This window comes from Ensifer sp. NM-2, from assembly GCF_003024455.1.
Taxonomy (GTDB): Bacteria; Pseudomonadota; Alphaproteobacteria; order Rhizobiales; family Rhizobiaceae; genus Ensifer; species Ensifer canadensis.
Map to the genome: position 1 here is coordinate 179,400 of NZ_PVZR01000007.1, position 20,904 is coordinate 200,303.

Sequence of the window (20,904 nt, forward strand, 5' to 3'; positions counted from 1 at the left end):
ACTTCGGAGCCGGGCTCTTGCGCGCGCCCCCCTTTCGCAATCGCAAAAAAACCTGTATGAGCCCGACCATTGAAAAAGCGGCGTGGCCCATTGGGGCGTGCCCTAAACCTTCCGAGACGAAAAATGAGCATTCGTAACATCGCGATTATCGCGCACGTCGACCATGGGAAAACGACCCTTGTCGACGAGCTTCTGAAGCAGTCGGGCTCGTTCCGCGAAAACCAGCGCGTTGCCGAACGCGTCATGGACTCCAACGACATCGAAAAAGAGCGCGGCATCACCATTCTTGCCAAGGCGACGTCGGTCGAGTGGAAGGGTGTGCGCATCAACATCGTCGACACCCCCGGCCACGCCGACTTCGGCGGTGAAGTCGAACGCATCCTGTCGATGGTGGACGGCGCCATCGTTCTCGTCGACGCCTCCGAAGGCCCGATGCCGCAGACGAAGTTCGTCGTCGGCAAGGCGCTGAAGGTCGGCCTGAAGCCGATCGTCGCGATCAACAAGATCGACCGTCCTGATGGACGCCACGAAGAAGTCATCAACGAAGTCTTCGACCTCTTTGCGAACCTCGACGCCACCGACGAGCAGCTCGACTTCCCGATCCTCTACGGTTCGGGTCGTGAAGGCTGGATGAACGTCGCGCCTGAAGGCCCGAAGGACCAGGGCATGGCACCGCTTCTCGACCTCGTGCTCAAGCACGTTCCCGAGCCGACGGTCGGCGAGGGCCCGTTCCGCATGATCGGCACGATCCTGGAAGCAAACCCCTTCCTCGGCCGTATCATCACCGGCCGCATCCATTCGGGTTCGCTGAAGCCGAACCAGCCGGTCAAGGTTCTCGGCCAGGACGGCAAGCTGCTTGAAAACGGCCGTATCTCGAAGATCCTCGCATTCCGCGGCATCGAGCGTCAGCCGATCGAAGAAGCCCATGCAGGCGACATCGTCGCGATCGCCGGCCTGACCAAGGGCACCGTCGCCGACACCTTCTGCGACCCGTCGGTCTCCGAAGCGCTGACCGCACAGCCGATCGACCCGCCAACCGTCACCATGTCCTTCATCGTCAACGACAGCCCGCTTGCCGGCACCGAAGGCGACAAGGTGACGAGCCGCGTCATCCGCGACCGTCTGTTCAAGGAAGCCGAAGGCAACGTCGCGCTGAAGATCGAGGAATCCTCCGAGAAGGATTCGTTCTTCGTCTCCGGTCGTGGCGAATTGCAGCTCGCGGTTCTGATCGAAACCATGCGCCGCGAAGGTTTCGAACTCGCCGTCTCGCGTCCGCGCGTCGTCATGCACAAGGATGAGAACGGCCAGCTGCTCGAGCCGATCGAAGAAGTGGTCATCGACGTCGACGAAGAGCATTCCGGCGTCGTCGTTCAGAAGATGTCCGAACGCAAGGCCGAGATGGTCGAGCTTCGTCCGTCCGGCGGCAATCGCGTCCGGCTGGTGTTCTTCGCACCGACCCGTGGCCTGATCGGCTACCAGTCGGAACTGCTGACGGATACGCGCGGCACAGCGGTCATGAACCGTCTGTTCCACGCCTACCAGCAGTACAAGGGTGAGATCGGCGGCCGCGTCAACGGCGTGCTGCTCTCCAACGACGCCGGCGAATCGGTCGCCTACGCCATGTTCAACCTGGAAGACCGCGGCCCGATGATCATCGAAGCCGGCGAGAAGGTCTATGCCGGCATGATCATCGGCATCCACACGCGCGACAACGACCTGGAAGTCAACGTGTTGAAGGGCAAGAAGCTCACCAACATGCGTGCATCCGGCAAGGACGAAGCCGTCAAGCTGACGCCGCCGATCCGCATGACGCTCGAGCGCGCGCTGTCCTGGATCCAGGACGACGAGCTGGTCGAAGTCACGCCGAAGTCGATCCGTCTGCGCAAGATGTACCTCGACTCGAACGACCGTAAGCGCTTCGAGAAGTCGCGTACGGCTGGCGCCGCTTAAGCGCCCACCGACAAAAGCGAGCGATTAGCGAAACCCCGGAGCAATCCGGGGTTTTTTGCTGTGTGTGCCAGCGGGGGGCGGCTTGCGGATAAAGTTAAAAAGGCGTTAACCTTCCATGGGATGCCGTTAAAGTTGCCTGTGGGTTAACGCGACGCGGCCCCCGGGTGGGATTCCTGTTCGCCCTGTGTGCGTTTAGAGTCGTGAGTCATGAAGACTGTTTCGATCGAGGTCAGGCCTGGAGAACCGCAAGAGGCGTCGGCGATTGCCGACGTGCATCGCGTTTCGTGGCTACAAGCCTATGGCGGCATCATTCCGCACCGCCCCCTGGTCCAGATGGTCAATCGTCGAGACGAGGTCTGGTGGCGCAAGGCGACGCGGGGTCCGGCGACCTTGCTGGTCGTCGACGTGGCCGGAACGATTGCCGGCTATGCGACCCTCGGCCTCAGCCGCGCCAAGGCGCTGCCGCAGGAAGGCGAAATCTACGAGATCTACCTGCGGCCGGAATATCAGGGCATCGGCCTTGGACGGGTTCTCTTCGGCGAAGCCAAGAGCCTGCTGCGGTCGCTCGGCTGCAGGGGACTGGTCGTCTGGTGCCTCGAAGACAGCGATAACGCCTATCAGTTCTTCCAGGGGGCTGGCGGCAGCGATATCGCCGAGGGCATGGAAGATTTCGGCGACAAGCACCTCAAGAAGATCGGCTTTGCCTGGAACTGACGCCTGCTTGCGTCTGACCTCGATGTCACCTCCTGCATAATTCCTTAAATCGGATCCGATTTAAGGACAAAATTATGCAGCAAATTTAAAGCGCTACAGCGTCCTTTGCGCCTCCTATTTGACGCGCGGCGCGGTAGGCAATTGGTGACGCGACCCGCTCGCCTTCTCACCGCGCTTGCCATGGTAGGCTGCTTCGTCGATACCGCACCGGAACCCCGGGGCAATGTCGTCGGCGATCTTGCGGGCGAGCGTGTTCGGATCCGGATTGGCGAGTGCATCGACATAGCCGGCGACGCAGCCGATCCCGTCTTCCTTCTGCGCAACCTTTGAGATCACCAGGACCTGGCCGTCATAGGCCGAGTTGCCTTCGCCGGTTTTCGGATCGCCGTTCTCGATCACCCAGCGCAGGATGGCCGATACCGGCACCTTGTCCTTGTTCAGGCGCCACTCCACCATCGTGCCGGCGTGGTTGAAGGGGCCGAAGGTTTCGAAACCTTCCTTCAGGTATCGCGCATTCAGATGCCCGAAGAAGAAGCTTTGCCGGATATCGGATTCCTTGAAGTGGGCGGGGTAGCCGTCAGGGCCAGGACAGGTCATCGACATGAAGATGCCTTCGACTTCCTCCACAATAGTGCACTTGTCGCGGCTGACATCCGAATAGACGCTGTCGTTGGCCAGAACCGGCGTGGCGGCAAGTGCTGCAGCAAGGAAACATGCGGCCTTTGCGGTCATCCAAAATCCCTCCTTACGAGAAATCCTCTGATGCAATCAACTTCAGGTCACGGCGGGTTGGCAAGGTGAATCTGCACTCCGGACGAAAGTTATGTTGCATCGCGGCATGTTTCCCTTTATCCGACGGGCAAATTTCTCAACCGACCCTGGGAGTATTCCATGCGTATCGATGCGATTTCCATCGGAAAGAATCCACCGGAAGATGTCAACGTCATCGTTGAAGTTCCTGTTGGCGGCCATCCGATCAAGTACGAGATGGACAAGGAAGCCGGCACGCTCGTCGTCGACCGTTTCCTCTACACGCCGATGACCTATCCGGGGAACTACGGCTTCGTGCCGCACACGCTTTCCGATGATGGCGATCCGATCGACGTTCTGATCTGCAACACCCGTCCGCTCGTTCCGGGCTGCGTCATCAACGTCCGCCCGATCGGCGTGATGATGATGGAAGACAATTCCGGCCAGGACGAAAAGATCATCGCGGTTCCGTCGGGTCACCTGACGCAGCGCTACGACAAGGTGCATGAATACACCGACCTGCCGGAAATCACGCTCAAGCAGATCGAGCACTTCTTCGAGCACTACAAAGATCTGGAGCCCGGCAAGTGGGTCAAGATTTTCGGCTGGAAGGATGCCTCCGTCGCCAAGCAACTGATCAAGGAAGCGGTCGAGCGCGCCAAGGGCGAAAAGAAGTAAGCATCTGGCTATTTGCCGACCAGTTCGGCAAGCCGTTTCAAAACATCCTCCGGGTCGGCGTCGATCCGGAGGATTTTTTTGCGCTGCGTTTCGCCTGAGATGAAGGAAATGCGGTTCTTGGCGACGCCGATCTCTTTGGCGAGGACGGCGATCAGGGCCTGGTTGGCCTTGCCCTTTTCCGGAATGGCGCGCACGCGGACCTTGAGATGGTCCTGCCCGTCGGCGCCGCTCTCCACCCCATCGATCCCGTCGCGTCCGCCGTTCGGTGTCAGTCGAACGGTGACGCGCACGTGATCTCCGTGGGCGGTGAACGCTTGCTGCGTCAATGGATCAGCGCAGGAGCGCCGGCGCGATCGTCGTGTTCAGGAAAAGCTGGATGAAATAGAGGATCACCAGCACGACCAGCGGCGAAAGGTCGACGCCGCCCATATTGGGCAGGACCCGGCGGATCGGACGATAGAGCGGCTCGGTCAGCTGGTAGAGCGAGCGGCCGATCATGTTGATCGCCTGGTTGTTCACGTTGATGACGTTGAACGCATAGAGCCACGAAAAGATGGCTGACGCGATGATCAGAAACCACGCGATGTTGATAATAAAGTTCAAGGTGCCGATGACAGCAATCATGCCGGTCTCCAAATCGTTATTGACAGACATGTAGACATTGAGACCTAAACGAGCAAGTACGCCGATTTACCGTGCGCGATCATGTTTAATGCGGATCGGACAAAGATCGGTACCATCGAGGAGCGTTTCCCCTATGTCTGCCGTTCATACCACCCACCGTTTTGCCGCCTTCGGGCATGTCGGTTATCGCCGCTATTTCTTCTCGCGCTTCCTTGCCTACTTTGCCATTCAGATCATTTCAGTCGCGGTCGGTTGGCAGATCTACGACCTGACGCGCGATCCGTTCGACCTCGGGCTTATCGGGCTCTTCCAGTTCCTGCCGTCGCTGGTGCTGATTCTGGTCACGGGGTCAGTTGCCGATCGCTATAACCGGCGCATGATCATGGGCATCTGCATGGCCGTCAGCACGCTGTGTGCCGTGGCGCTGCTCACGTTGACGGTCACGGGGCTTTTCTCGCCCTGGCCTGTTTATGCGATCCTGGTCGTCTTCGGCATCGAGCGGGCGTTTCTCGCCCCCGCCTCGCAGTCGCTGGCACCCAATCTCGTCCCGCCCGAAGATCTACCCAATGCGATCGCCTGGAATTCGACCTCGTGGCAGACGGCGATGATCGTCGGTCCGGTTGCAGGCGGCCTGATCTATGGCTTCGGCTCCGTTGCGCCCTATGCCGTCGGCGTCTGCTTCTTCGCCGCCGCGGCGCTGATGGTGTTTGCCATCCCCAAGCCGGCGGCGCGCTCCAAGGCACCGGTGCAGAGCTGGGAAACGATCACAGCCGGTTTCCGCTATATCAAGGCGGAGAAGGTGGTGCTCGGTGCGATCTCGCTCGATCTGTTCGCGGTGCTGCTCGGCGGCGCTGTCGCGCTGATGCCGGTCTTTGCCCGCGATATCCTTGATCTTGGCCCATGGGGCCTAGGCTTGCTGCGCGCCGCCCCCGGCGTTGGCGCCGTCGGCATGGCGGTGTGGCTTGCCGCCCACCCCATTCGCCACCGCGCCGGCTTTTACATGTTCACCGGCGTCGCGCTCTTCGGCCTCGGCACCGTCGTCTTCGGCCTGTCGGCAACGCCATGGATATCGATCGCTGCACTGGTGGTCATGGGCGCTGCCGACATGATTTCGGTCTATGTACGCGAGATCCTGATCACGCTGTGGACGCCGGACGAGCTGCGCGGCCGCGTCAATGCCGTCAACATGGTGTTCGTCGGCGCCTCCAACGAGCTCGGCGAGTTCCGGGCCGGCATGATGGCATCCGGCTTTGGCGCAATCTTTGCCGTCGCTTTCGGCGGCGCAGGCACGTTGCTGGTGTCAGCGCTCTGGGCGCTCGGCTTCCCGCAGTTGCGCAAGATCGACACGCTCGACGTGCCGGAGCATCATCGTTAGAGCCTTTCCAGGAAATGCGCGGGTTCGAGCTGCAAAGCTTGGCGTCAGGCCGCCTGCCTGGAGCCCGCCTGCACGAAAATGAGATCGAGGAAATTTTCCATCCAGGTGCGCAACGGCGCATCGTGCTGCATGCGCCCGTCGAGATGGGCCTTGCCCATCTGGGCGCCGGGCAGTTCGAAGCGGTGCGCGCCGTGCACCACCCATCGATGCATCATCGCGCGCGTCAGCTCGCCATGGAACTGGATGCCCCAGGCGTTTTCGCCATAGCGGAAGGCCTGGTTCGGATAGGTTTCGCCGGTTGCCAGCAACTCGGCACCTGCAGGCAGATCGAACCCCTCGCGATGGAAGTGATAGACCATGTCAGGCCAGTCCATCAGTGCCCGCCCGGCGTCGGTGGCGACCAGCGGGTACCAGCCGATTTCCGTCATGCCTTCATGATGCGGCGCGACCTTGCCGCCAAGGTTGCGCGCCAGCATCTGCGCGCCCAGGCAGATGCCGAGATAGGGCTTGTTTTCCTTGAGCGGCACCGATAGCCAGTCGATCTCGCGGCGGACGAAATCCTCCTCGTCATTGGCGCTCATCGGCCCGCCGAAGATGATCGTGCCGCCGTGGTGCTCGAGCGTCGGTGGCAGCTCGTCGCCAAGCGCCGGACGACGGATGTCGAGGGAAAAACCCTTCTGCGCGAGGATCTGGCCAACACGGCCGGCGCTCGATCGCTCCTGGTGCAGGACGATGAGGATGGGCTTCCTGTCGGTCTCGGCGGCTATCGGCATTTCAGCTTTCCTGTTGCGGTTCGCCTTCTTCCGCCGCATCGATCCTGGCCGCGACCTCCCGTCGCTTCAAAACCCGGTCCCGCCCGGAGACGCCGAGTAGATCGGCGATCCGCCAGATCACGTGATCTTCCATCTCGCTGCGCTCGCCATCGGCGTAGACGACCTCCCAGAGCATGCCGATCAATTCGATGCGCTGCTCTTCGGAGAGGTGGCGCTTCACTTCGGCGGTGAACTGATAGAAGTCGATGGCCTCGCTTTCGGCGGACTTGCCGGCTTCGACAAGCGCGTCGAGTGCTGCATCGTCGAGTTCATAGTGCTGCTTGATGATGGCGCGCATCTTGCGCTGCTCGGAGGCGAGGATCTTGCCGTCCGCCTCCATCACCTGAATGCAGAGCGCGATGACCGCCACGCGCGGATCACCCCTCTCGATCCGCGTCGTCGGGCCGGTCAGGCCCTCAAGAAACGTCCGGAAGCGTTCAAACATGTTTTCGCCCACAGCCCCTCAAAACTCAGAACAATCGGAAAGTGGTCTTTTCCGACACTTTTTTGCCGACAGCCGGTTCCCGCACGCCGGGATCATCCGGAGGACGGCCGAAGAACGGGTCGGCGACCGGCTCGCCATTGGAGGCGCCGTCCTTCTCGCGTGTCCTCTCGACGATCGGGGCAGGTCTTTTCGTTTCCACCACCTTGATCGGCTCGGCGCGCTCGCGCGGCGTCTCGGCTGCGGCTTCGATGATCACGGGCGTATCGACGACCGGTTTGGCCGGAGCCGTGCCGTGGCCTACGGGATGGTGCTCAGCCATGACAGGGGGCAGGCTGCGGATCGCTTCATCGGCGCTCAGGTGGCCATCCTCGACCTGTGCGGCCAGTTGCAGGGCCGGTGCCTTCCATTCGAAGGCGTCGAGCCGTCCGCTGACCGGCGAGACCGGTAGCCAGGTCGGGGAAGTCACGCCGTCGGCCGTCCAGGCCGGATCGCGCGGGCTCTTCAGGGCCTGGGCCATCCAGTGGCGGATGCGACCCTCGTCCCCGGTGTCGGCCTCCTCGATATCTGCAAGCAGCAGAAAGATGCTTTCGGTCGGCTCCAGCCGGGCTGCGGCCTCCGCCTTGGTGCGGGCAAGCAGAAGCTCGCGCGCCTCGAGTGCTGCTTCGGCGACGGCTGCCATGGCCACCGCGTTGTTCGGGCGCAGCGATTCGAGTTTTCTCGCCCGCTTCAGCCGGTCGACCGCCGTGTCGCCGCCGCGTGCCCGCACGTAGAGGCGGGCGACATCGGGATGCGGCTCATGTTTCCAGGCCTTTTCGAGGATCGATGCTCCCTTGCGCAGGTTGTCCTCGCGAAACAGCGCCTTTGCCGCCACCTGTGCGGCGGGCACCAGATTTTCGTCGAGCTTGAGTGCTGCAAGCGCGTCGTCGCGGGCCGCCTTGGCATCGCCGTCGAGGCGCGTCATGGCGCGGGCGGTCAGAAGCACGGCCTTCTTGCGGTCGGCCTCCTTGCGCTCAAGCACATGGGCTGTCCTGCTCTGGTCGAGCAAGCGCAGTGCGTCATCCCATTGTCCGGCCTGGCTCTGGCTGTCGAGCGTTGCCAGTGTCGCCCAGGGCAGGTGCGGCGCTTTTTCGGCTGCCCGCTCGGCATATTGACGCGCCGCCTCGTGTGCGCCGAGGCGTTTGGCTTCGAGATAGAGACCGCGCAGGCCGAGTTCGCGCGTTTCCGGATCGTCGGCCATCAGTTCGAACTTCTTGCGCGCGTCGTCGTATTTGCCTTCGATCAGGAACGTCTGGGCTTCGAGCAGGTGGATCAGCGGTTCCTGATCGGCGCTGATCAGGCCGCGGGTGCGGGCGGTCATCTTGCGCGCCTGGTTGGCGTCGCCGGCGCCGGCGGCGATCAGGCCAGTCGACAGTGCCTGGTAGCCCCTGTCGCGCTTTCGGGCGCGGAAATAGCGGGTGACGGTGTGTGGCGACAGCCAGATGGTGCGCACCAGCCAGATGGCGATCAGCACGGCGGCGACCAGCGAGATCAGCAGCGATGCCGCGCGCATCAGGCTCATTTCGATGAGCTGGCCCTGCCAGACGAGCGACAGTTCGCCCGGCCGATCCGCGAGCCACGCGAAGCCGAGGCCGAGACCCAGAACGATCAGGATGAAGATCAAAATGCGGATCATGTCTGTCTTCCTCAGCCCTGGGTGGTGGACTTGTTCATCGTTGCCGCGACCGCCGCATCGATGATGCCTTCGACCCGGAGACGCTGGTCAAGCTTGACCTTGAACGGTTCACCGGCGGTCTTGGCCGCAGCCGGAAGACCGTCCCATTCCAATGCCGCGCCCTTAAGATCGCCGTTGTTGAGCTTGTCCTCGATGCGGGCGACGACGGCCTCCGGCGTGTCGCCTTCGACGCTGCCGACGGGACGCACGCGAATGCCCGACATGGCGCTGGAGACGAGGCGATCGAAGATGCCCTCGTTCGGGTCCGGCTGATTAAGCGCGTCGAGCATGGTATTGGATGTGGTTGCAAAATCCCGGCGAAGGTCGGCGCGCGTTGCCACGCCCGTCGTCGCATCCTGAGCGAGGGCGGTGACGGCCGTTTCATCAGGGGCGATGCTGCGAAGCGCATCGAGTTCAGCCAGGAACGGCCCGCCACGATCGATCGCGGTCTTAAGCGCGGTGACGGCGACGGCCTTGGCAACCTGGATATCGTTGGCGGGTTCGTTGAGTTTCTGTTCGGCGGAATCGATGCGGCTTGCCAGTTCGGCTCTGGCCGTCGTTGCCGATTGCTGCGCTTCGGCAAGGCCTGATTTCAGCGCGGCGATCTCCTTGGTGAGGTTCGTCACTTCGGCCTTGAGTGCCGTCATCTCGCCGGTCGCCACTCCGCCGGCGCCCGGTTGTGCTGCCGTCTGTTCCAATGCGGCGAGGCGGTTCTCGAGCGGTGCAATGTCGACGGTTGTGGTTGGCGCCTGTATGCCGGCCACCTGATCGCGCAGGGCCTGGATCTCGCTCGAAAGCGTCAGCTCTGTGGAAGACGTGCCGCGGTCGGGGCCGAGCCCCGGCACATAGCCGGCATATTGCAGCACGCCGAAGCCGAGCAGCGTCACCAGGCCGCCGAGGATCCCGGCTGCCAGTGAACCGGAATTGGACGGCGGCTTTTGTACGGGGCTTGCTTCAGGCTCACGGCTTAAATGCGGCGGCTCCTCGTTGAAGGCGGCGGCTGCCGCATCGGCGCGCTGCTCCTCGATTTCCTCTTCGACGCGGGCTTCCGCTGCGCCATCGGCTTCGGGGATTTCGGTCGGTTCATCGGCGGTTGCCGCGGGGTTTGCCGTCGTTTCGGCATTTTCCGTCACGGTCTTTTCCGCTTCAAGGTCGATCGTCAGCGGCTCTTTCTCGGCTTTCGAGCGGCGCGGCGGGTTTTCCGATACCATGGTGACCTCTTACCGTTGTTGCCTGTCGGTTCTTGCAACAAACCTAGTCAGGCTGGCCGGTGAGGGAAAGCCCCCTTGCTTCCGTTTTTGATCGAAATAGCATTAGAGAAGGCTGAAAAGGCTTTCTTCGTCTGGTCTTGCTGCGACCTCGACTGAGGCTCCATCCGGGAGCGCTCCGGCAACGGCGGCGCTGAGGCAGAGATAGCGCGGAGAGAAAGCGGCGGTCTTGAGGCCGGCTTCGACAAGCAGCGCGGCGAAGCGTCGCGCGGTGTCGTGGGAATAGAGCAGCACCGCGTCCGGCCGGCCGGCCGATATCAGGCGCGCCAATATGTCGGGCGGATGGGCGATCGGCTGCATCCGGTAGCATTCGACCGTGACATGCTCGATGCGAAGCTGCCGTAGCGTGGCTTCAAGTCCGTCGGAGCGGGGGGAACCTGCGAGATAGAGGAGGGGCGCCCGCGATGCAGAAAGCGTGGCGGCGATCGTTTCGGCAAGGCTCCTGCCGGTTCCCTCTCCCGTGTGGAGCGAGGTAAAGCCGAGATCGCGCGCCGCCCGGGCCGTCGCTTCGCCGACGCAGAAGCAGGGTTCCGCTTTATAGGGCTCCAGATCGGCGCCAAGTTCGCCCAACGCCCGTACGGCTTCGGCACTGGTCAGCGCGACTGCGGCATGTGGTCTTTCGAGTGCTTTCCGTGCCGCCTCTGGCAAATGTTCCGCCCGCGCCAGCGGCAACAGCAGCGGCTGATGACCCATGACTTCCAGACGGCGGGCCGTAGCCTCGGCGGCGGGCTGCGGCCGGGTCACGAGCAGCCGCATGGCTCAAGTCCAGCTCGAGAAGAAGCCCGGTCCCGCCTGCGCGCGGATATCTTCGCCGGCCTTTTGCCCGAGGGCTTCGGCATCGGCAGCCTTGCCTTCGACCGTGATGCGGTGATGGGTGCTGCCATCCGGCGTCAGGATCATGCCGGAAAAACGCAGATGCGTGCCGTCCGAGACCGCCAGGCCGGCGATAGGCGTTCGACAGGAGCCGTCGAGCGTCGCAAGGAAGCCGCGTTCGCAGGCGACCGCCTCATGGGTTCTGCTATCGTCGATGGCGGCGAGCAGGTCGTTGACGCGTTTGTCGCCGATCCTGCTCTCGATACAAATCGCGCCCTGCGCCGGTGCCGGCGGAAACTCTTCCGGGTCGAGCAGTTCTGTCGGCACGTCGGCCATGCCGAGCCGCTTCAGGCCGGCATAGGCAAGCAGCGTCGCATCGACCTGGCCTTCGGCGAGCTTGCGCAGCCGCGTCTCGACCTGGCCGCGATAGGTGATGACGTTGATGTCGGGCCTGAGCCTCCGGATCAGCGCCTGCCGGCGCAGCGACGACGAGCCGACAGTCGCGCCTTCGGGCAATTCCAGGAGCCTGGGTGCGGTGCGGCCGATGAAGGCGTCGCGAATGTCCTCGCGCGGCAGGAAGGCGGAAAGAAACAGGCCATCTGGAAGCTTGGTCGGCATGTCCTTCGAGGAATGCACGGCGAAATCGAGTTCGCCCGACAGGAGCTGCTGCTCGATTTCCTCGGTGAACAGGCCCTTGCCGCCGATCTCGGCCAGCGACCGATCGGTGATGCGGTCGCCCTTGGTGGAAAGGATGACAACCTCGAACATTTCCGGCGACAGACCATGCACGGCCGCGAGGCGATCGCGCGTTTCATGGGCTTGAGCGAGCGCCAGTGGGCTGCCACGCGTGCCGATCCGGAAAGGTTTTGTTTGCATCAAAGGCTATCCATTGTTACCGGAGTTCCGTGTACCCACCTTTCGGTGCGACCGCAATCTTTGAGTAGTTCCTGATGTCTCCGCCCATGCGCATCCTCGGCATAGAAACAAGCTGCGACGAAACCGCGGCTTCCGTCGTGCTGCGCGACGAAAACGGCAGGGGAAGCATCCTCGGCGACGTCGTCCTGAGCCAGCTGGAAGAGCATAGCGCCTATGGCGGCGTGGTTCCGGAGATTGCCGCGCGCGCCCATGTCGAAGCGCTCGACACCCTGATCGAGGAGGCGCTGCTGCGGGCCGGCGTGACGCTCAACGACATCGATGCGATTGCTGCGACAAGTGGTCCCGGTCTGATTGGCGGCCTCATCGTCGGACTGATGACGGGCAAGGCGATCGCGCGGGCAACCGGCAAGCCGCTCTATGCCGTCAATCACCTGGAAGGTCACGCGCTGACCGCGCGGCTCACCGATGGTCTGAGTTTTCCCTATCTGATGCTGCTCGTTTCCGGCGGCCACACGCAGCTGATCCTGGTCAAGGGCGTCGGCGACTACGAGCGCTGGGGCACGACGATCGACGATGCGCTCGGCGAGGCCTTCGACAAGACGGCCAAGCTGCTCGGTCTTCCCTATCCCGGGGGGCCGGCCGTCGAGCGTGCCGCCCGCAATGGCAATGGCGAGCGTTTCGATTTTCCGCGCCCGTTGGTCGGCGATGCCCGGCTCGATTTCTCATTCTCCGGGCTGAAGACGGCGGTGCGCCAGGCGGCGCAGTCGCTGGAGCCGGTGACGGACCAGGATATTGCCGACATCTGCGCCTCCTTCCAGCGCGCGATCTCGCGCACGCTCAAGGATCGGATCGGGCGCGGGTTGAAGCGGTTCAAGACGGATCACGCGTCCGTGGAAAGGCCGGCGCTGGTCGTTGCCGGCGGCGTTGCCGCCAACCAGGTGCTCAGGACAACGCTCCAGGAACTCTGCAACAAGAACGGCTTCGATTTCATCGCGCCGCCGCTTGCGCTTTGTACCGACAATGCCGCGATGATCGCCTGGGCGGGTGCCGAACGGTTTGCCGCCGGTTTGCCGGCGGATGGTCTCGATGTCGCGCCGCGCTCGCGCTGGCCGCTCGACCAAAAGGCGCAGACCTTGCTTGGTTCGGGCAAGCGCGGCGCCAAGGCATGACGGAAAGCAGCCAGGGCATGATGGACAGGATATGAACACCAACCCGAAGATCGTGGTGGTCGGAGCGGGTGCCTTCGGCACGGCGCTTGCGGCCGTCGCCGCATCCGCTAACGGCAGCGATGTGACCCTTCTCGCCCGGCGCGAGGAAACCGCGGATGAATGCCGGCTGACCGGCCGCAACGAGCCGTCGCTCCCGGGCATCGACCTGCCGGCAGGGCTCAAGCACAGCGCGGATGCTGCGGTGCTTGGCGACGCTGAGATCGTGCTGTTCGTCATGCCATCGCAGGCACACCGCGATGCGGCGCGGCAATACGGTCCGTCGATCAATGCCGCGGCGACGATCGTCACCTGCGCTAAGGGCATGGAGCAGGCAACGGGGCGGCTTTTGACCGACGTGCTGGCGGAAGAATTGCCGGGCCACGGCATCGGCGTGCTCTCCGGCCCCGGCTTTGCAGCTGACATCGCCAAGGGGCTGCCGACGGCGATGGTGGTTGCTGCCGCCGACAACGACACGGCGACGCTGCTTGCGGAGGCTCTGTCAGGCCCGACCTTCCGTCTCTACCCTTCAGAAGACCGCATCGGCGTGCAACTTGGCGGCGCGCTGAAGAATGTGCTTGCCATCGCTTGCGGCATCGTCGAAGGCGCAGGTTTGGGCGACAGCGCCCGGGCGGCGTTGATCTCGCGCGGCCTTGCGGAGATGTCCCGCTTCGTCGTCGCCGAAGGCGGGGATGCCGATACCGTTCGCGGCCTCTCGGGGCTCGGCGATCTCGTGCTGACGGCAACCAGCCACCAGTCGCGCAACCTGCGCTTCGGCATTGCGCTCGGCAAGGATGGCCGCGGCAGCGGACGCCAGGGCGAACTCGTCGAGGGGGCCTTTGCAGCCTCGGTCGCCGCCCGCGTCGCCCGCGATCTTGGCGTCGAGATGCCGATCACCGAGGCGGTCGCCGCCATCATCGACGGCAAGCTCGATGTGCGCACCGCCCTTGAACAATTGATGTCCCGTCCGATCACCCAGGAATGACTTCGTCAGGAGGAAGCATGCTCTTCGCACTTCAATGCACCGACAAATCAGGCGCGCTGCAGCTTCGGCTGGACACGCGTCCGGATCACGTCGCCTATCTCAACGACCTCAATGCCAAGGGCATTCTGAAGATGGCCGGCCCCTTCCTCGGCGACGACGGCAAGCCGACCGGAAGCCTGGTGATCGTCAAGACCGAGACGATCGACGATGCGCGCGCCATCGCCGAAGCCGATCCCTACGCCAAGGCCGGCCTGTTCTCCAACGTCGAAATCAAGGCCTTCAACTGGGTCTTCAACAACCCGGAGGCTTGAGGCGCGATGGCATTCTGGCTTTACAAATCCGAGCCCTTCAAGTGGTCCTGGCAGATGCAGAAGGATGCCGGCGCGAAGGGCACCGAATGGACCGGCGTGCGCAACTACCTCGCACGCAACAACATGCGGGCGATGCAGATCGGCGACAAGGGCTTCTTCTACCACTCGAACGAAGGGCTTGAAATCGTCGGCATCACCGAGGTCTGCGCGCTTTCGCATCCGGATTCGACCGCCGAGGGCGATGCCCGCTGGGACTGCGTCGACATTCGCGCTGTTCGCGACGTGCCGCGCCCGGTGACGCTGAAGGAGATCAAGGATAACCCCAAGCTCGCCAACATGGCGCTGGTCACCAGCATGCGCCTTTCAGTCCAGCCGGTCACCGAGGACGAATGGATCGAGGTCTGCCGCATGGCCGGGTTCGACAGTCCGCCACGGTAGCTTTGTTTTTCCGCGTGATTTATCCGAAAACCGGCTCCCGCATTTCGGATCACGCTCGGAGTGTTTCTTGAAGACCGATCCCGAAAGCTTCATCCGCGCCAACACCGACGTTCTGTCGCCGCCGCATGTGCCAGAAATCCGGCTGCATCTGGCGACGGAAGCGCATGAGCTCTGGCTGAAAACCGAGGAGGAGCTGGAGGAAATCGGTCTGCCGCCGCCGTTCTGGGCCTTTGCCTGGGCCGGCGGGCAGGGGCTCGCGCGTTATATCATCGATCATCCGGAGGTCGTTCGCGGCCGACGCGTCGTCGACTTTGCCTCGGGCTCCGGGCTGGTCGCCATCGCCGCGATGAAGGCGGGGGCGGCTTCTGTTCTTGCGGCCGATATCGATCCCTGGGCCGAGACGGCGGTGCGGCTCAATGCCGAACTGAACGGCGTCGATATTGCCTACACCGCAGAGGATATTACCGGCCGCGATCTGGCCGCCGACCTCTGCCTTGCCGGCGACGTCTTCTACGACAAGTCCTTTGCCGAGCGCCTGCTGCCCTGGTTTACGGCGCTCAGCTCCGGCGGCGCGACCGTCATCGTCGGCGATCCCGGCCGCTCCTATTGTCCGCGCGACAGGATGACGGCGCTGGCGACCTACGAAGTGCCGGTCACAAGGGCGCTTGAAGACAGCGAGGTCAAGCGCACGACGGTCTGGCAGTTCGGCGCATCAACGGCTCCTTCCGTGCCCGATTGACAGCGGCAACGCATTCGCTTCCAACTTCCTAAAAACGATAAGGGGATGAGGGGAACGAAGATGGCTTTTGCGGGCATGAACTATCTGGCGGTGCTGATTGCCGCCATTGCGGCCTTCGTCATTGGCGCCGGCTATTACGGCGTTCTCGGCAAACCCTGGATGAAGGCGGCGCGCATCGACCCCGCGACGGCGCAGATGTCGCCGGTTCTTTTCGCGATTTCCTTTGTCTCAGAACTAGTGATGGCGACGATGGTCGCCGGTGTCGTCGGCCATCTCGGCCCGGCCCAGGTCACCGCTTTTAACGGCATTGTCTCCGCGTTCTTCCTGTGGCTCGGTTTCGTCGCAACCAGCATGGTCGTCAATCACCGCTACCAGGGATTCGGCTGGAGCCTGTCGCTGATCGACGGCGTGCACTGGCTGCTGGTGCTGTCGGCGATGGGCGCCATCATCGGCGCCATGGGCGTGTGACCGCGCGCAGGCCCGGTGGCTCCTCGGTGGGAGCCGTCACCGCTATCGCCGGATCACGCAGACGCCGTGCTCCCAGGCGCAGGCGCGATTGAACGTTTTCGGCGACATCACGATGATCTTTGCGCGCTTCACCTGCGGCGGCGGCGTAAACTGGCCGTCGTCATAGTAGCTGTAGTTGCCCTCCTGGCTGAAGTAGATGCCGTTGCCGGGATCCCTATAGGCCGAAATGCCGCCGGCATAGGTGCCGATGCTACCGATCGTGTCCGGGAAGCCATCGCCGCCGTAGATATCAAGCCGTTCACCGCCGTAGCTATCCGGGCGATGATCATAGCGGTCGCCTGATGTCCAGATGTTACGCACTGCCTGGTCCCGCCCCCAGCCGTCGCGATAGCGCAGGCGTTCGCTATATTGCCTGTCGTAAGGACGATACCGGGGAAAGCGGATATGCCGGGTCCGGGTCTCGACTTCTGGCGGTCCGTTCTCGGCGGCCCACTGGTTGCGTGGCAGGCGATTGCGGCTGTACGTTGTGCCGTAGCCCATGCGGTCGAACTCGTGGCGACTGAAGGAACGATGCGAATACAGCCTGATGTGTCGGGTGCGCGTCTGCACTTCCCGTGGCCCGCCCCAGTCTCCCGCCCGCACCGGCAGGCAGGCAGTCGCGACAAGCAGGCCCGCAAGTGCTAGAACTTTGGTCGCATGGAATGCCCGCAACAGAGTCATTCTGTCCGTCCTCCGCAAAACGCTTAACAAATCGTTAACCGCACTCTGGGGCAATTCCGCTGGAAAGTCACGGATTTGGTTATGGTTTTCGCCCGTATCGTTAACTGGGCGCCACGTCTCGGTCGGACCTGAAAATGCCGCTTTTCGTCTAATCGATTAAATTGATTTTGCACTGCAAACACACTTGTCGTTAAGCAATATGGTGATTAAAGGTCCGAAGGACTGAATTGCGCACAATCAGGTGCGATACCGGACTAAAATCGTCCACTTTTTGGGCGTGAATCCGGGCATTTCCGTGAGGTTCCGATGACGGATGTCACAAGAAGCCGGCCGCTGTCGCCGCATCTTCAAATCTATAAGCCTATCCCGACAATGGTGATGTCCATTGTGCACCGCATTACCGGCGGCGCGCTCTACTTCGGCACCATCCTCGTTGCCTGGTGGCTGATCGCCGCCGCGTCCGGCGAAGCGTACTACGACTGGGTCAGCTGGCTGTTCGGCACGCTTCTCGGCAAGCTGGTGCTCTTCGGCTACACTTGGGCGCTGGTGCACCATATGCTCGGCGGCCTGCGCCACTTCATGTGGGACCTCGGCTACGGCTACGAGAAGCACTTCGCCACCAAGCTGGCCAAGGCAACGATCGTCGGGTCGGTAGCGCTTACCGTGCTGATCTGGGTGGTCGGCTATCTCGTGCGGTACTGAGGGGACAGGACCATGAACATGCGCACACCTCTCAGCAAGGTCCGCGGCTACGGCTCCGCCAAGGAAGGCACTGACCACTTCTGGCGCCAGCGCGTCACGGCAGTCGCCAACGTTCCGCTCTTGATCTTCTTCGTCATCTTCCTCGTTCGTTATGCCGGCGCTCCCCATGCGGAGGTCGTTTCGGCCCTTTCGAACCCCTTCGTCGCCGTGGTCATGGGCCTGGTCCTGCTTTCGGGACTGATCCACATGAAGCTCGGCATGCAGGTGATCATCGAGGATTACGTGCACGGTGAAGGCGCGAAGATCGCCCTTCTCATGCTCAACACATTTTTCGCGATCGTGGTTGGCGGGCTCTGTCTTTTCGCCATCCTGAAGATCGCTTTTGCAGGGTAATTTCGTCATGGCATCGAACAGTTCACCCGCTGCAAACGGCAAGGCCTACCAGTATGTCGACCACGCCTTCGACGTCGTCGTCGTTGGCGCCGGCGGCGCCGGCCTGCGCGCCACGCTGGGCATGGCGGAGCAGGGCCTGAAGACGGCCTGCATCACCAAGGTCTTCCCGACACGCTCGCACACGGTTGCCGCCCAGGGCGGCATCGCCGCCTCGCTGCAGAACATGACGCCGGACAGCTGGCAGTGGCACCTCTACGACACCGTCAAGGGCTCCGACTGGCTCGGCGACGTCGACGCCATGCAGTATCTCGCCATGGAAGCGCCGAAGGCGGTCTATGAGCTCGAGCACTACGGTGTGCCCTTCTCGCGCAACGAGGAAGGCAAGATCTACCAGCGGCCGTTCGGCGGCCACATGCAGAACTATGGCGAAGGCCCGCCGGTGCAGCGCACCTGCGCTGCCGCCGACCGCACCGGTCACGCCATCCTGCACACGCTCTATGGCCAGGCGCTGCGCAACAACGCCGAGTTCTTCATCGAGTATTTTGCGCTCGACCTGATCATGTCGGACGACGGCCGCTGCACCGGCGTCGTCGCCTGGAACCTCGACGACGGCACCATCCACCGCTTCTCCGCCAAGATGGTGGTGCTTGCGACCGGTGGTTACGGCCGCGCCTACTTCTCGGCAACCTCCGCTCATACCTGCACCGGTGACGGCGGCGGCATGATCGCACGCGCCGGCCTGCCGCTGCAGGACATGGAATTCGTCCAGTTCCACCCGACCGGCATCTACGGCGCAGGCTGCCTGATCACCGAGGGTGCGCGCGGCGAAGGCGGCTATCTCGTCAACTCCGAAGGCGAGCGCTTCATGGAGCGCTATGCGCCGTCGGCCAAGGACCTTGCTTCGCGCGACGTCGTTTCGCGCTGCATGACGATGGAAATCCGTGAAGGCCGCGGCGTCGGCAAGAACAAGGATCACATCTTCCTGCATCTCGACCATCTCGATCCGGCCGTGCTGCACGAACGCCTGCCCGGTATCTCGGAATCGGCAAAGATCTTCGCCGGCGTCGATGTGACCCGCGAGCCGATCCCGGTCCTGCCGACCGTGCATTACAACATGGGCGGCGTGCCGACCAACTACTGGGGCGAAGTCTTGAACGCCGACAGCCAGAACCCGGAGCGCACCGCGCCCGGCCTGATGGCCGTGGGCGAGGCCGGCTGCGCCTCGGTGCACGGTGCCAACCGTCTCGGCTCCAACTCGCTGATCGACCTGGTGGTCTTCGGCCGCGCCGCCGCCATCCGCGCCGGCCAGGTCATCGACCGCAACGAAGCGATCCCGGCGATCAACGTTGCCGCCTGCGACAAGATCATGGCCCGCTTCGACGCCCAGCGTTTCGCCAACGGCTCGACGCCGACGGCGGTGCTGCGCGAAAAGATGCAGCGCGCCATGCAGGAAGATGCGGCCGTGTTCCGCACGCAGGAATCGCTGGAATCGGGCTGCAAGCGCATCTCGGCGATCTGGAAGGAACTGCCCGACGTCAAGGTCACGGACCGGTCGATGATCTGGAACTCCGATCTCGTCGAGACGCTGGAACTGCAGAACCTGATGGCCAACGCCATCACCACGATCTATGGCGCCGAAGCGCGCAAGGAGAGCCGTGGCTCGCACGCCCGCGAAGACTATACCGGCGGGGCGCTTGGCGGCCGTGACGACGTCAACTGGCGCAAGCACACGCTCGCTTGGGTCAACGAGGCCGGCGACGTCAAGCTCGACTATCGCCCTGTTCATACCGACCTGATCGCCGAAGGCATCGATCCGAAAAAGATCGAGCCCAAGGCTCGCGTCTACTGATCTTGAGGAATTAGGCACATGGTTGAACTCGCTCTCCCCAAGAACTCGCAGATGACCGAAGGCAAGGTCTGGCCGAAGCCGGAAGGCGCGACCAATGTTCGCGAATACCGCATCTACCGCTGGAACCCGGATGACGGCGCCAATCCGCGCATCGATACCTTCTATATCGATATCGACGATTGCGGCCCGATGGTGCTCGACGGTCTGCTCTACATCAAGAACAAGATCGATCCGACACTGACGCTGCGCCGCTCCTGCCGCGAAGGCATCTGCGGCTCCTGCGCGATGAACATCGACGGCACCAACACGCTTGCCTGCACCAAGGGCATGGATGAGGTCAACGGCACGGTGAAGGTCTATCCGCTGCCGCATATGCCCGTGGTCAAGGACCTGGTGCCGGATCTCACCCACTTCTATGCCCAGCACCGCTCGATCGAGCCCTGGCTGAAGACGGTCACGCCGACGCCGGCCAAGGAATGGAAGCAGAGCCATGAGGACCGTCTGAAGCTCGACGGCCTCTACGAATGTATCCTGTGCGCCTGCTGCTCGACCTCCTGTCCGAGCTATTGGTGGAACGGCGACCGTTACCTCGGTCCGGCTGTTCTGCTGCAGGCCTATCGCTGGCTGATCGACAGCCGCGATGAAGCGACCGGCGAGCGCCTCGACAATCTCGAGGATCCGTTCCGCCTCTATCGCTGCCACACGATCATGAACTGCGCGCAGGCCTGTCCGAAGGGTCTCAACCCGGCCAAGGCGATCGGCGAGATCAAGAAGATGCTGGTCGAGCGTCGGGTCTGATCCGAGGTAATCGACGCGCTATCGCATGTTGCGGCGGGCCCTGTGCCCGCCGTTTGCGTTTTTTCTTCGCCGGGTGAAGGAGCTTCCTCGAACGGCCTTGTTTGTCCGTCCGGCAATCGTTGATTGTGCCGGCGCAAGACAGTCATTTCGGTCACCTGAAGCAACATGCTGCCGGGCCAGAAGTCGTCATTGTCCCGTTCGCGCAGACGTTTCAATCCTGCAACAGGTAGACATGAATCGTCGTCCCTTGATTTGACAGGTGGATTTGCTGTATTTCGGC

The 20,904-nt window shown here is 62.9% G+C and carries 24 protein-coding genes; 14 read left to right on the top strand and 10 right to left on the bottom strand.

Annotated features, from left to right (window positions below):
* Window positions 1-123 precede the first annotated feature (123 nt).
* Both typA and C6558_RS16415 read left to right on the top strand, forming a co-directional pair.
* Window positions 124-1,950 (top strand): translational GTPase TypA, encoded by a 1,827-nt coding sequence (gene typA, locus C6558_RS16410; protein WP_025425112.1) that lies wholly within the window; start codon window positions 124-126, stop codon window positions 1,948-1,950.
* A 207-nt stretch (window positions 1,951-2,157) separates the two neighbouring features.
* Window positions 2,158-2,664: a GNAT family N-acetyltransferase gene (locus tag C6558_RS16415; RefSeq protein WP_025425111.1), complete on the top strand. Its 507-nt coding sequence runs from the start codon at window positions 2,158-2,160 to the stop codon at window positions 2,662-2,664.
* 114 nt (window positions 2,665-2,778) lie between these two features.
* Here C6558_RS16415 and C6558_RS16420 read toward each other — a convergent pair whose 3' ends face one another.
* The gene (locus C6558_RS16420) at window positions 2,779-3,396 is read right to left on the bottom strand and encodes a hypothetical protein (protein WP_025425110.1); all 618 of its coding nucleotides are present in this window, start codon (window positions 3,394-3,396) and stop codon (window positions 2,779-2,781) included.
* Between the two features lie 159 nt (window positions 3,397-3,555).
* Here C6558_RS16420 and ppa point away from each other — a divergent pair, with 159 nt between their 5' ends.
* Window positions 3,556-4,092: an inorganic diphosphatase gene (gene ppa, locus C6558_RS16425; RefSeq protein WP_025425109.1), complete on the top strand. Its 537-nt coding sequence runs from the start codon at window positions 3,556-3,558 to the stop codon at window positions 4,090-4,092.
* A gap of 8 nt (window positions 4,093-4,100) precedes the next feature.
* On the opposite strand, the gene C6558_RS16430 is transcribed toward ppa, so the two are convergent.
* On the bottom strand, window positions 4,101-4,418 hold the full coding sequence (locus C6558_RS16430) for a DUF167 domain-containing protein (protein WP_025425108.1): 318 nt from the start codon (window positions 4,416-4,418) through the stop codon (window positions 4,101-4,103).
* A 4-nt stretch (window positions 4,419-4,422) separates the two neighbouring features.
* Window positions 4,423-4,716 (bottom strand): YggT family protein, encoded by a 294-nt coding sequence (locus tag C6558_RS16435; RefSeq protein ID WP_025425107.1) that lies wholly within the window; start codon window positions 4,714-4,716, stop codon window positions 4,423-4,425.
* A gap of 133 nt (window positions 4,717-4,849) precedes the next feature.
* On the opposite strand from C6558_RS16435, the gene C6558_RS16440 reads away from it, so the two are divergent.
* Entirely contained in the window at window positions 4,850-6,091 is a 1,242-nt protein-coding gene (locus C6558_RS16440; RefSeq protein ID WP_025425106.1) for an MFS transporter, read from the top strand.
* 44 nt (window positions 6,092-6,135) lie between these two features.
* Here the strand turns inward: C6558_RS16440 and C6558_RS16445 are convergent, their stop codons facing one another.
* From C6558_RS16445 to hemC, 6 genes are all read right to left on the bottom strand, one after another.
* Window positions 6,136-6,864, bottom strand: coding sequence for a glutamine amidotransferase (locus C6558_RS16445; protein WP_025425105.1), 729 nt, complete (start codon window positions 6,862-6,864; stop codon window positions 6,136-6,138).
* Between the two features lies 1 nt (window position 6,865).
* Window positions 6,866-7,348, bottom strand: a complete 483-nt coding sequence (locus tag C6558_RS16450) for a TerB family tellurite resistance protein (RefSeq protein ID WP_025425104.1) — start codon at window positions 7,346-7,348, stop codon at window positions 6,866-6,868.
* A 25-nt stretch (window positions 7,349-7,373) separates the two neighbouring features.
* Window positions 7,374-9,020, bottom strand: a complete 1,647-nt coding sequence (locus C6558_RS16455; RefSeq protein WP_025425103.1) for a heme biosynthesis protein HemY — start codon at window positions 9,018-9,020, stop codon at window positions 7,374-7,376.
* Window positions 9,021-9,031: 11 nt separating this feature from the next.
* Window positions 9,032-10,270 carry a COG4223 family protein gene (locus C6558_RS16460; protein ID WP_025425102.1) on the bottom strand — a complete coding sequence of 413 codons (1,239 nt, stop codon included), beginning with the start codon at window positions 10,268-10,270 and terminating at the stop codon, window positions 9,032-9,034.
* 102 nt (window positions 10,271-10,372) lie between these two features.
* A complete protein-coding gene (locus C6558_RS16465) occupies window positions 10,373-11,083 on the bottom strand; it encodes a uroporphyrinogen-III synthase (protein WP_025425101.1) in 711 nt (236 codons plus the stop codon).
* Between the two features lie 3 nt (window positions 11,084-11,086).
* On the bottom strand, window positions 11,087-12,016 hold the full coding sequence (gene hemC / locus C6558_RS16470; protein ID WP_025425100.1) for a hydroxymethylbilane synthase: 930 nt from the start codon (window positions 12,014-12,016) through the stop codon (window positions 11,087-11,089).
* 74 nt (window positions 12,017-12,090) lie between these two features.
* Here hemC and tsaD point away from each other — a divergent pair, with 74 nt between their 5' ends.
* The 6 genes from tsaD to C6558_RS16500 all read left to right on the top strand — a co-directional run bounded on the left by tsaD (window position 12,091) and on the right by C6558_RS16500 (window position 16,162).
* The gene (gene tsaD / locus C6558_RS16475) at window positions 12,091-13,185 is read left to right on the top strand and encodes a tRNA (adenosine(37)-N6)-threonylcarbamoyltransferase complex transferase subunit TsaD (protein ID WP_025425099.1); all 1,095 of its coding nucleotides are present in this window, start codon (window positions 12,091-12,093) and stop codon (window positions 13,183-13,185) included.
* Window positions 13,186-13,216: 31 nt separating this feature from the next.
* The gene (locus tag C6558_RS16480) at window positions 13,217-14,206 is read left to right on the top strand and encodes an NAD(P)H-dependent glycerol-3-phosphate dehydrogenase (protein WP_025425098.1); all 990 of its coding nucleotides are present in this window, start codon (window positions 13,217-13,219) and stop codon (window positions 14,204-14,206) included.
* A 17-nt stretch (window positions 14,207-14,223) separates the two neighbouring features.
* Window positions 14,224-14,517, top strand: a complete 294-nt coding sequence (locus C6558_RS16485) for a YciI-like protein (RefSeq protein ID WP_025425097.1) — start codon at window positions 14,224-14,226, stop codon at window positions 14,515-14,517.
* Between the two features lie 6 nt (window positions 14,518-14,523).
* The gene (locus tag C6558_RS16490; RefSeq protein WP_025425096.1) at window positions 14,524-14,955 is read left to right on the top strand and encodes an EVE domain-containing protein; all 432 of its coding nucleotides are present in this window, start codon (window positions 14,524-14,526) and stop codon (window positions 14,953-14,955) included.
* 67 nt (window positions 14,956-15,022) lie between these two features.
* Window positions 15,023-15,694, top strand: coding sequence for a methyltransferase (locus C6558_RS16495; protein WP_025425095.1), 672 nt, complete (start codon window positions 15,023-15,025; stop codon window positions 15,692-15,694).
* 60 nt (window positions 15,695-15,754) lie between these two features.
* On the top strand, window positions 15,755-16,162 hold the full coding sequence (locus tag C6558_RS16500) for a DUF1761 domain-containing protein (RefSeq protein ID WP_025425094.1): 408 nt from the start codon (window positions 15,755-15,757) through the stop codon (window positions 16,160-16,162).
* A gap of 42 nt (window positions 16,163-16,204) precedes the next feature.
* Here C6558_RS16500 and C6558_RS16505 read toward each other — a convergent pair whose 3' ends face one another.
* The gene (locus C6558_RS16505; RefSeq protein WP_025425093.1) at window positions 16,205-16,882 is read right to left on the bottom strand and encodes a hypothetical protein; all 678 of its coding nucleotides are present in this window, start codon (window positions 16,880-16,882) and stop codon (window positions 16,205-16,207) included.
* A gap of 306 nt (window positions 16,883-17,188) precedes the next feature.
* Between C6558_RS16505 and sdhC the strand changes: the two genes are divergently transcribed.
* The 4 genes from sdhC to C6558_RS16525 are packed head-to-tail and all read left to right on the top strand — an operon-like array spanning window position 17,189 to window position 20,624.
* Window positions 17,189-17,584, top strand: a complete 396-nt coding sequence (sdhC, locus tag C6558_RS16510; protein WP_025425092.1) for a succinate dehydrogenase, cytochrome b556 subunit — start codon at window positions 17,189-17,191, stop codon at window positions 17,582-17,584.
* Window positions 17,585-17,596: 12 nt separating this feature from the next.
* Complete coding sequence (gene sdhD, locus C6558_RS16515; protein WP_025425091.1) at window positions 17,597-17,977, top strand: succinate dehydrogenase, hydrophobic membrane anchor protein; 381 nt, start codon at window positions 17,597-17,599, stop codon at window positions 17,975-17,977.
* Window positions 17,978-17,984: 7 nt separating this feature from the next.
* On the top strand, window positions 17,985-19,826 hold the full coding sequence (sdhA, locus tag C6558_RS16520; RefSeq protein ID WP_025425090.1) for a succinate dehydrogenase flavoprotein subunit: 1,842 nt from the start codon (window positions 17,985-17,987) through the stop codon (window positions 19,824-19,826).
* Between the two features lie 18 nt (window positions 19,827-19,844).
* Window positions 19,845-20,624, top strand: a complete 780-nt coding sequence (locus C6558_RS16525) for a succinate dehydrogenase iron-sulfur subunit (protein WP_025425089.1) — start codon at window positions 19,845-19,847, stop codon at window positions 20,622-20,624.
* Window positions 20,625-20,904 lie beyond the last annotated feature (280 nt).

Coding starts and splice junctions, on each gene's coding strand:
- typA (WP_025425112.1), top strand. CDS start 124: ATGAGCATTCGTAACATCGCGATTATCGCGCACGTCGACCATGGGAAA.
- C6558_RS16415 (WP_025425111.1), top strand. CDS start 2,158: ATGAAGACTGTTTCGATCGAGGTCAGGCCTGGAGAACCGCAAGAGGCG.
- C6558_RS16420 (WP_025425110.1), bottom strand. CDS start 3,396: ATGACCGCAAAGGCCGCATGTTTCCTTGCTGCAGCACTTGCCGCCACG.
- ppa (WP_025425109.1), top strand. CDS start 3,556: ATGCGTATCGATGCGATTTCCATCGGAAAGAATCCACCGGAAGATGTC.
- C6558_RS16435 (WP_025425107.1), bottom strand. CDS start 4,716: ATGATTGCTGTCATCGGCACCTTGAACTTTATTATCAACATCGCGTGG.
- C6558_RS16440 (WP_025425106.1), top strand. CDS start 4,850: ATGTCTGCCGTTCATACCACCCACCGTTTTGCCGCCTTCGGGCATGTC.
- C6558_RS16445 (WP_025425105.1), bottom strand. CDS start 6,864: ATGCCGATAGCCGCCGAGACCGACAGGAAGCCCATCCTCATCGTCCTG.
- C6558_RS16450 (WP_025425104.1), bottom strand. CDS start 7,348: ATGTTTGAACGCTTCCGGACGTTTCTTGAGGGCCTGACCGGCCCGACG.
- C6558_RS16455 (WP_025425103.1), bottom strand. CDS start 9,020: ATGATCCGCATTTTGATCTTCATCCTGATCGTTCTGGGTCTCGGCCTC.
- C6558_RS16460 (WP_025425102.1), bottom strand. CDS start 10,270: ATGGTATCGGAAAACCCGCCGCGCCGCTCGAAAGCCGAGAAAGAGCCG.
- C6558_RS16465 (WP_025425101.1), bottom strand. CDS start 11,083: ATGCGGCTGCTCGTGACCCGGCCGCAGCCCGCCGCCGAGGCTACGGCC.
- hemC (WP_025425100.1), bottom strand. CDS start 12,016: ATGCAAACAAAACCTTTCCGGATCGGCACGCGTGGCAGCCCACTGGCG.
- tsaD (WP_025425099.1), top strand. CDS start 12,091: ATGTCTCCGCCCATGCGCATCCTCGGCATAGAAACAAGCTGCGACGAA.
- C6558_RS16480 (WP_025425098.1), top strand. CDS start 13,217: ATGAACACCAACCCGAAGATCGTGGTGGTCGGAGCGGGTGCCTTCGGC.
- C6558_RS16485 (WP_025425097.1), top strand. CDS start 14,224: ATGCTCTTCGCACTTCAATGCACCGACAAATCAGGCGCGCTGCAGCTT.
- C6558_RS16490 (WP_025425096.1), top strand. CDS start 14,524: ATGGCATTCTGGCTTTACAAATCCGAGCCCTTCAAGTGGTCCTGGCAG.
- C6558_RS16500 (WP_025425094.1), top strand. CDS start 15,755: ATGGCTTTTGCGGGCATGAACTATCTGGCGGTGCTGATTGCCGCCATT.
- C6558_RS16505 (WP_025425093.1), bottom strand. CDS start 16,882: ATGACTCTGTTGCGGGCATTCCATGCGACCAAAGTTCTAGCACTTGCG.
- sdhC (WP_025425092.1), top strand. CDS start 17,189: ATGACGGATGTCACAAGAAGCCGGCCGCTGTCGCCGCATCTTCAAATC.
- sdhD (WP_025425091.1), top strand. CDS start 17,597: ATGAACATGCGCACACCTCTCAGCAAGGTCCGCGGCTACGGCTCCGCC.
- sdhA (WP_025425090.1), top strand. CDS start 17,985: ATGGCATCGAACAGTTCACCCGCTGCAAACGGCAAGGCCTACCAGTAT.
- C6558_RS16525 (WP_025425089.1), top strand. CDS start 19,845: ATGGTTGAACTCGCTCTCCCCAAGAACTCGCAGATGACCGAAGGCAAG.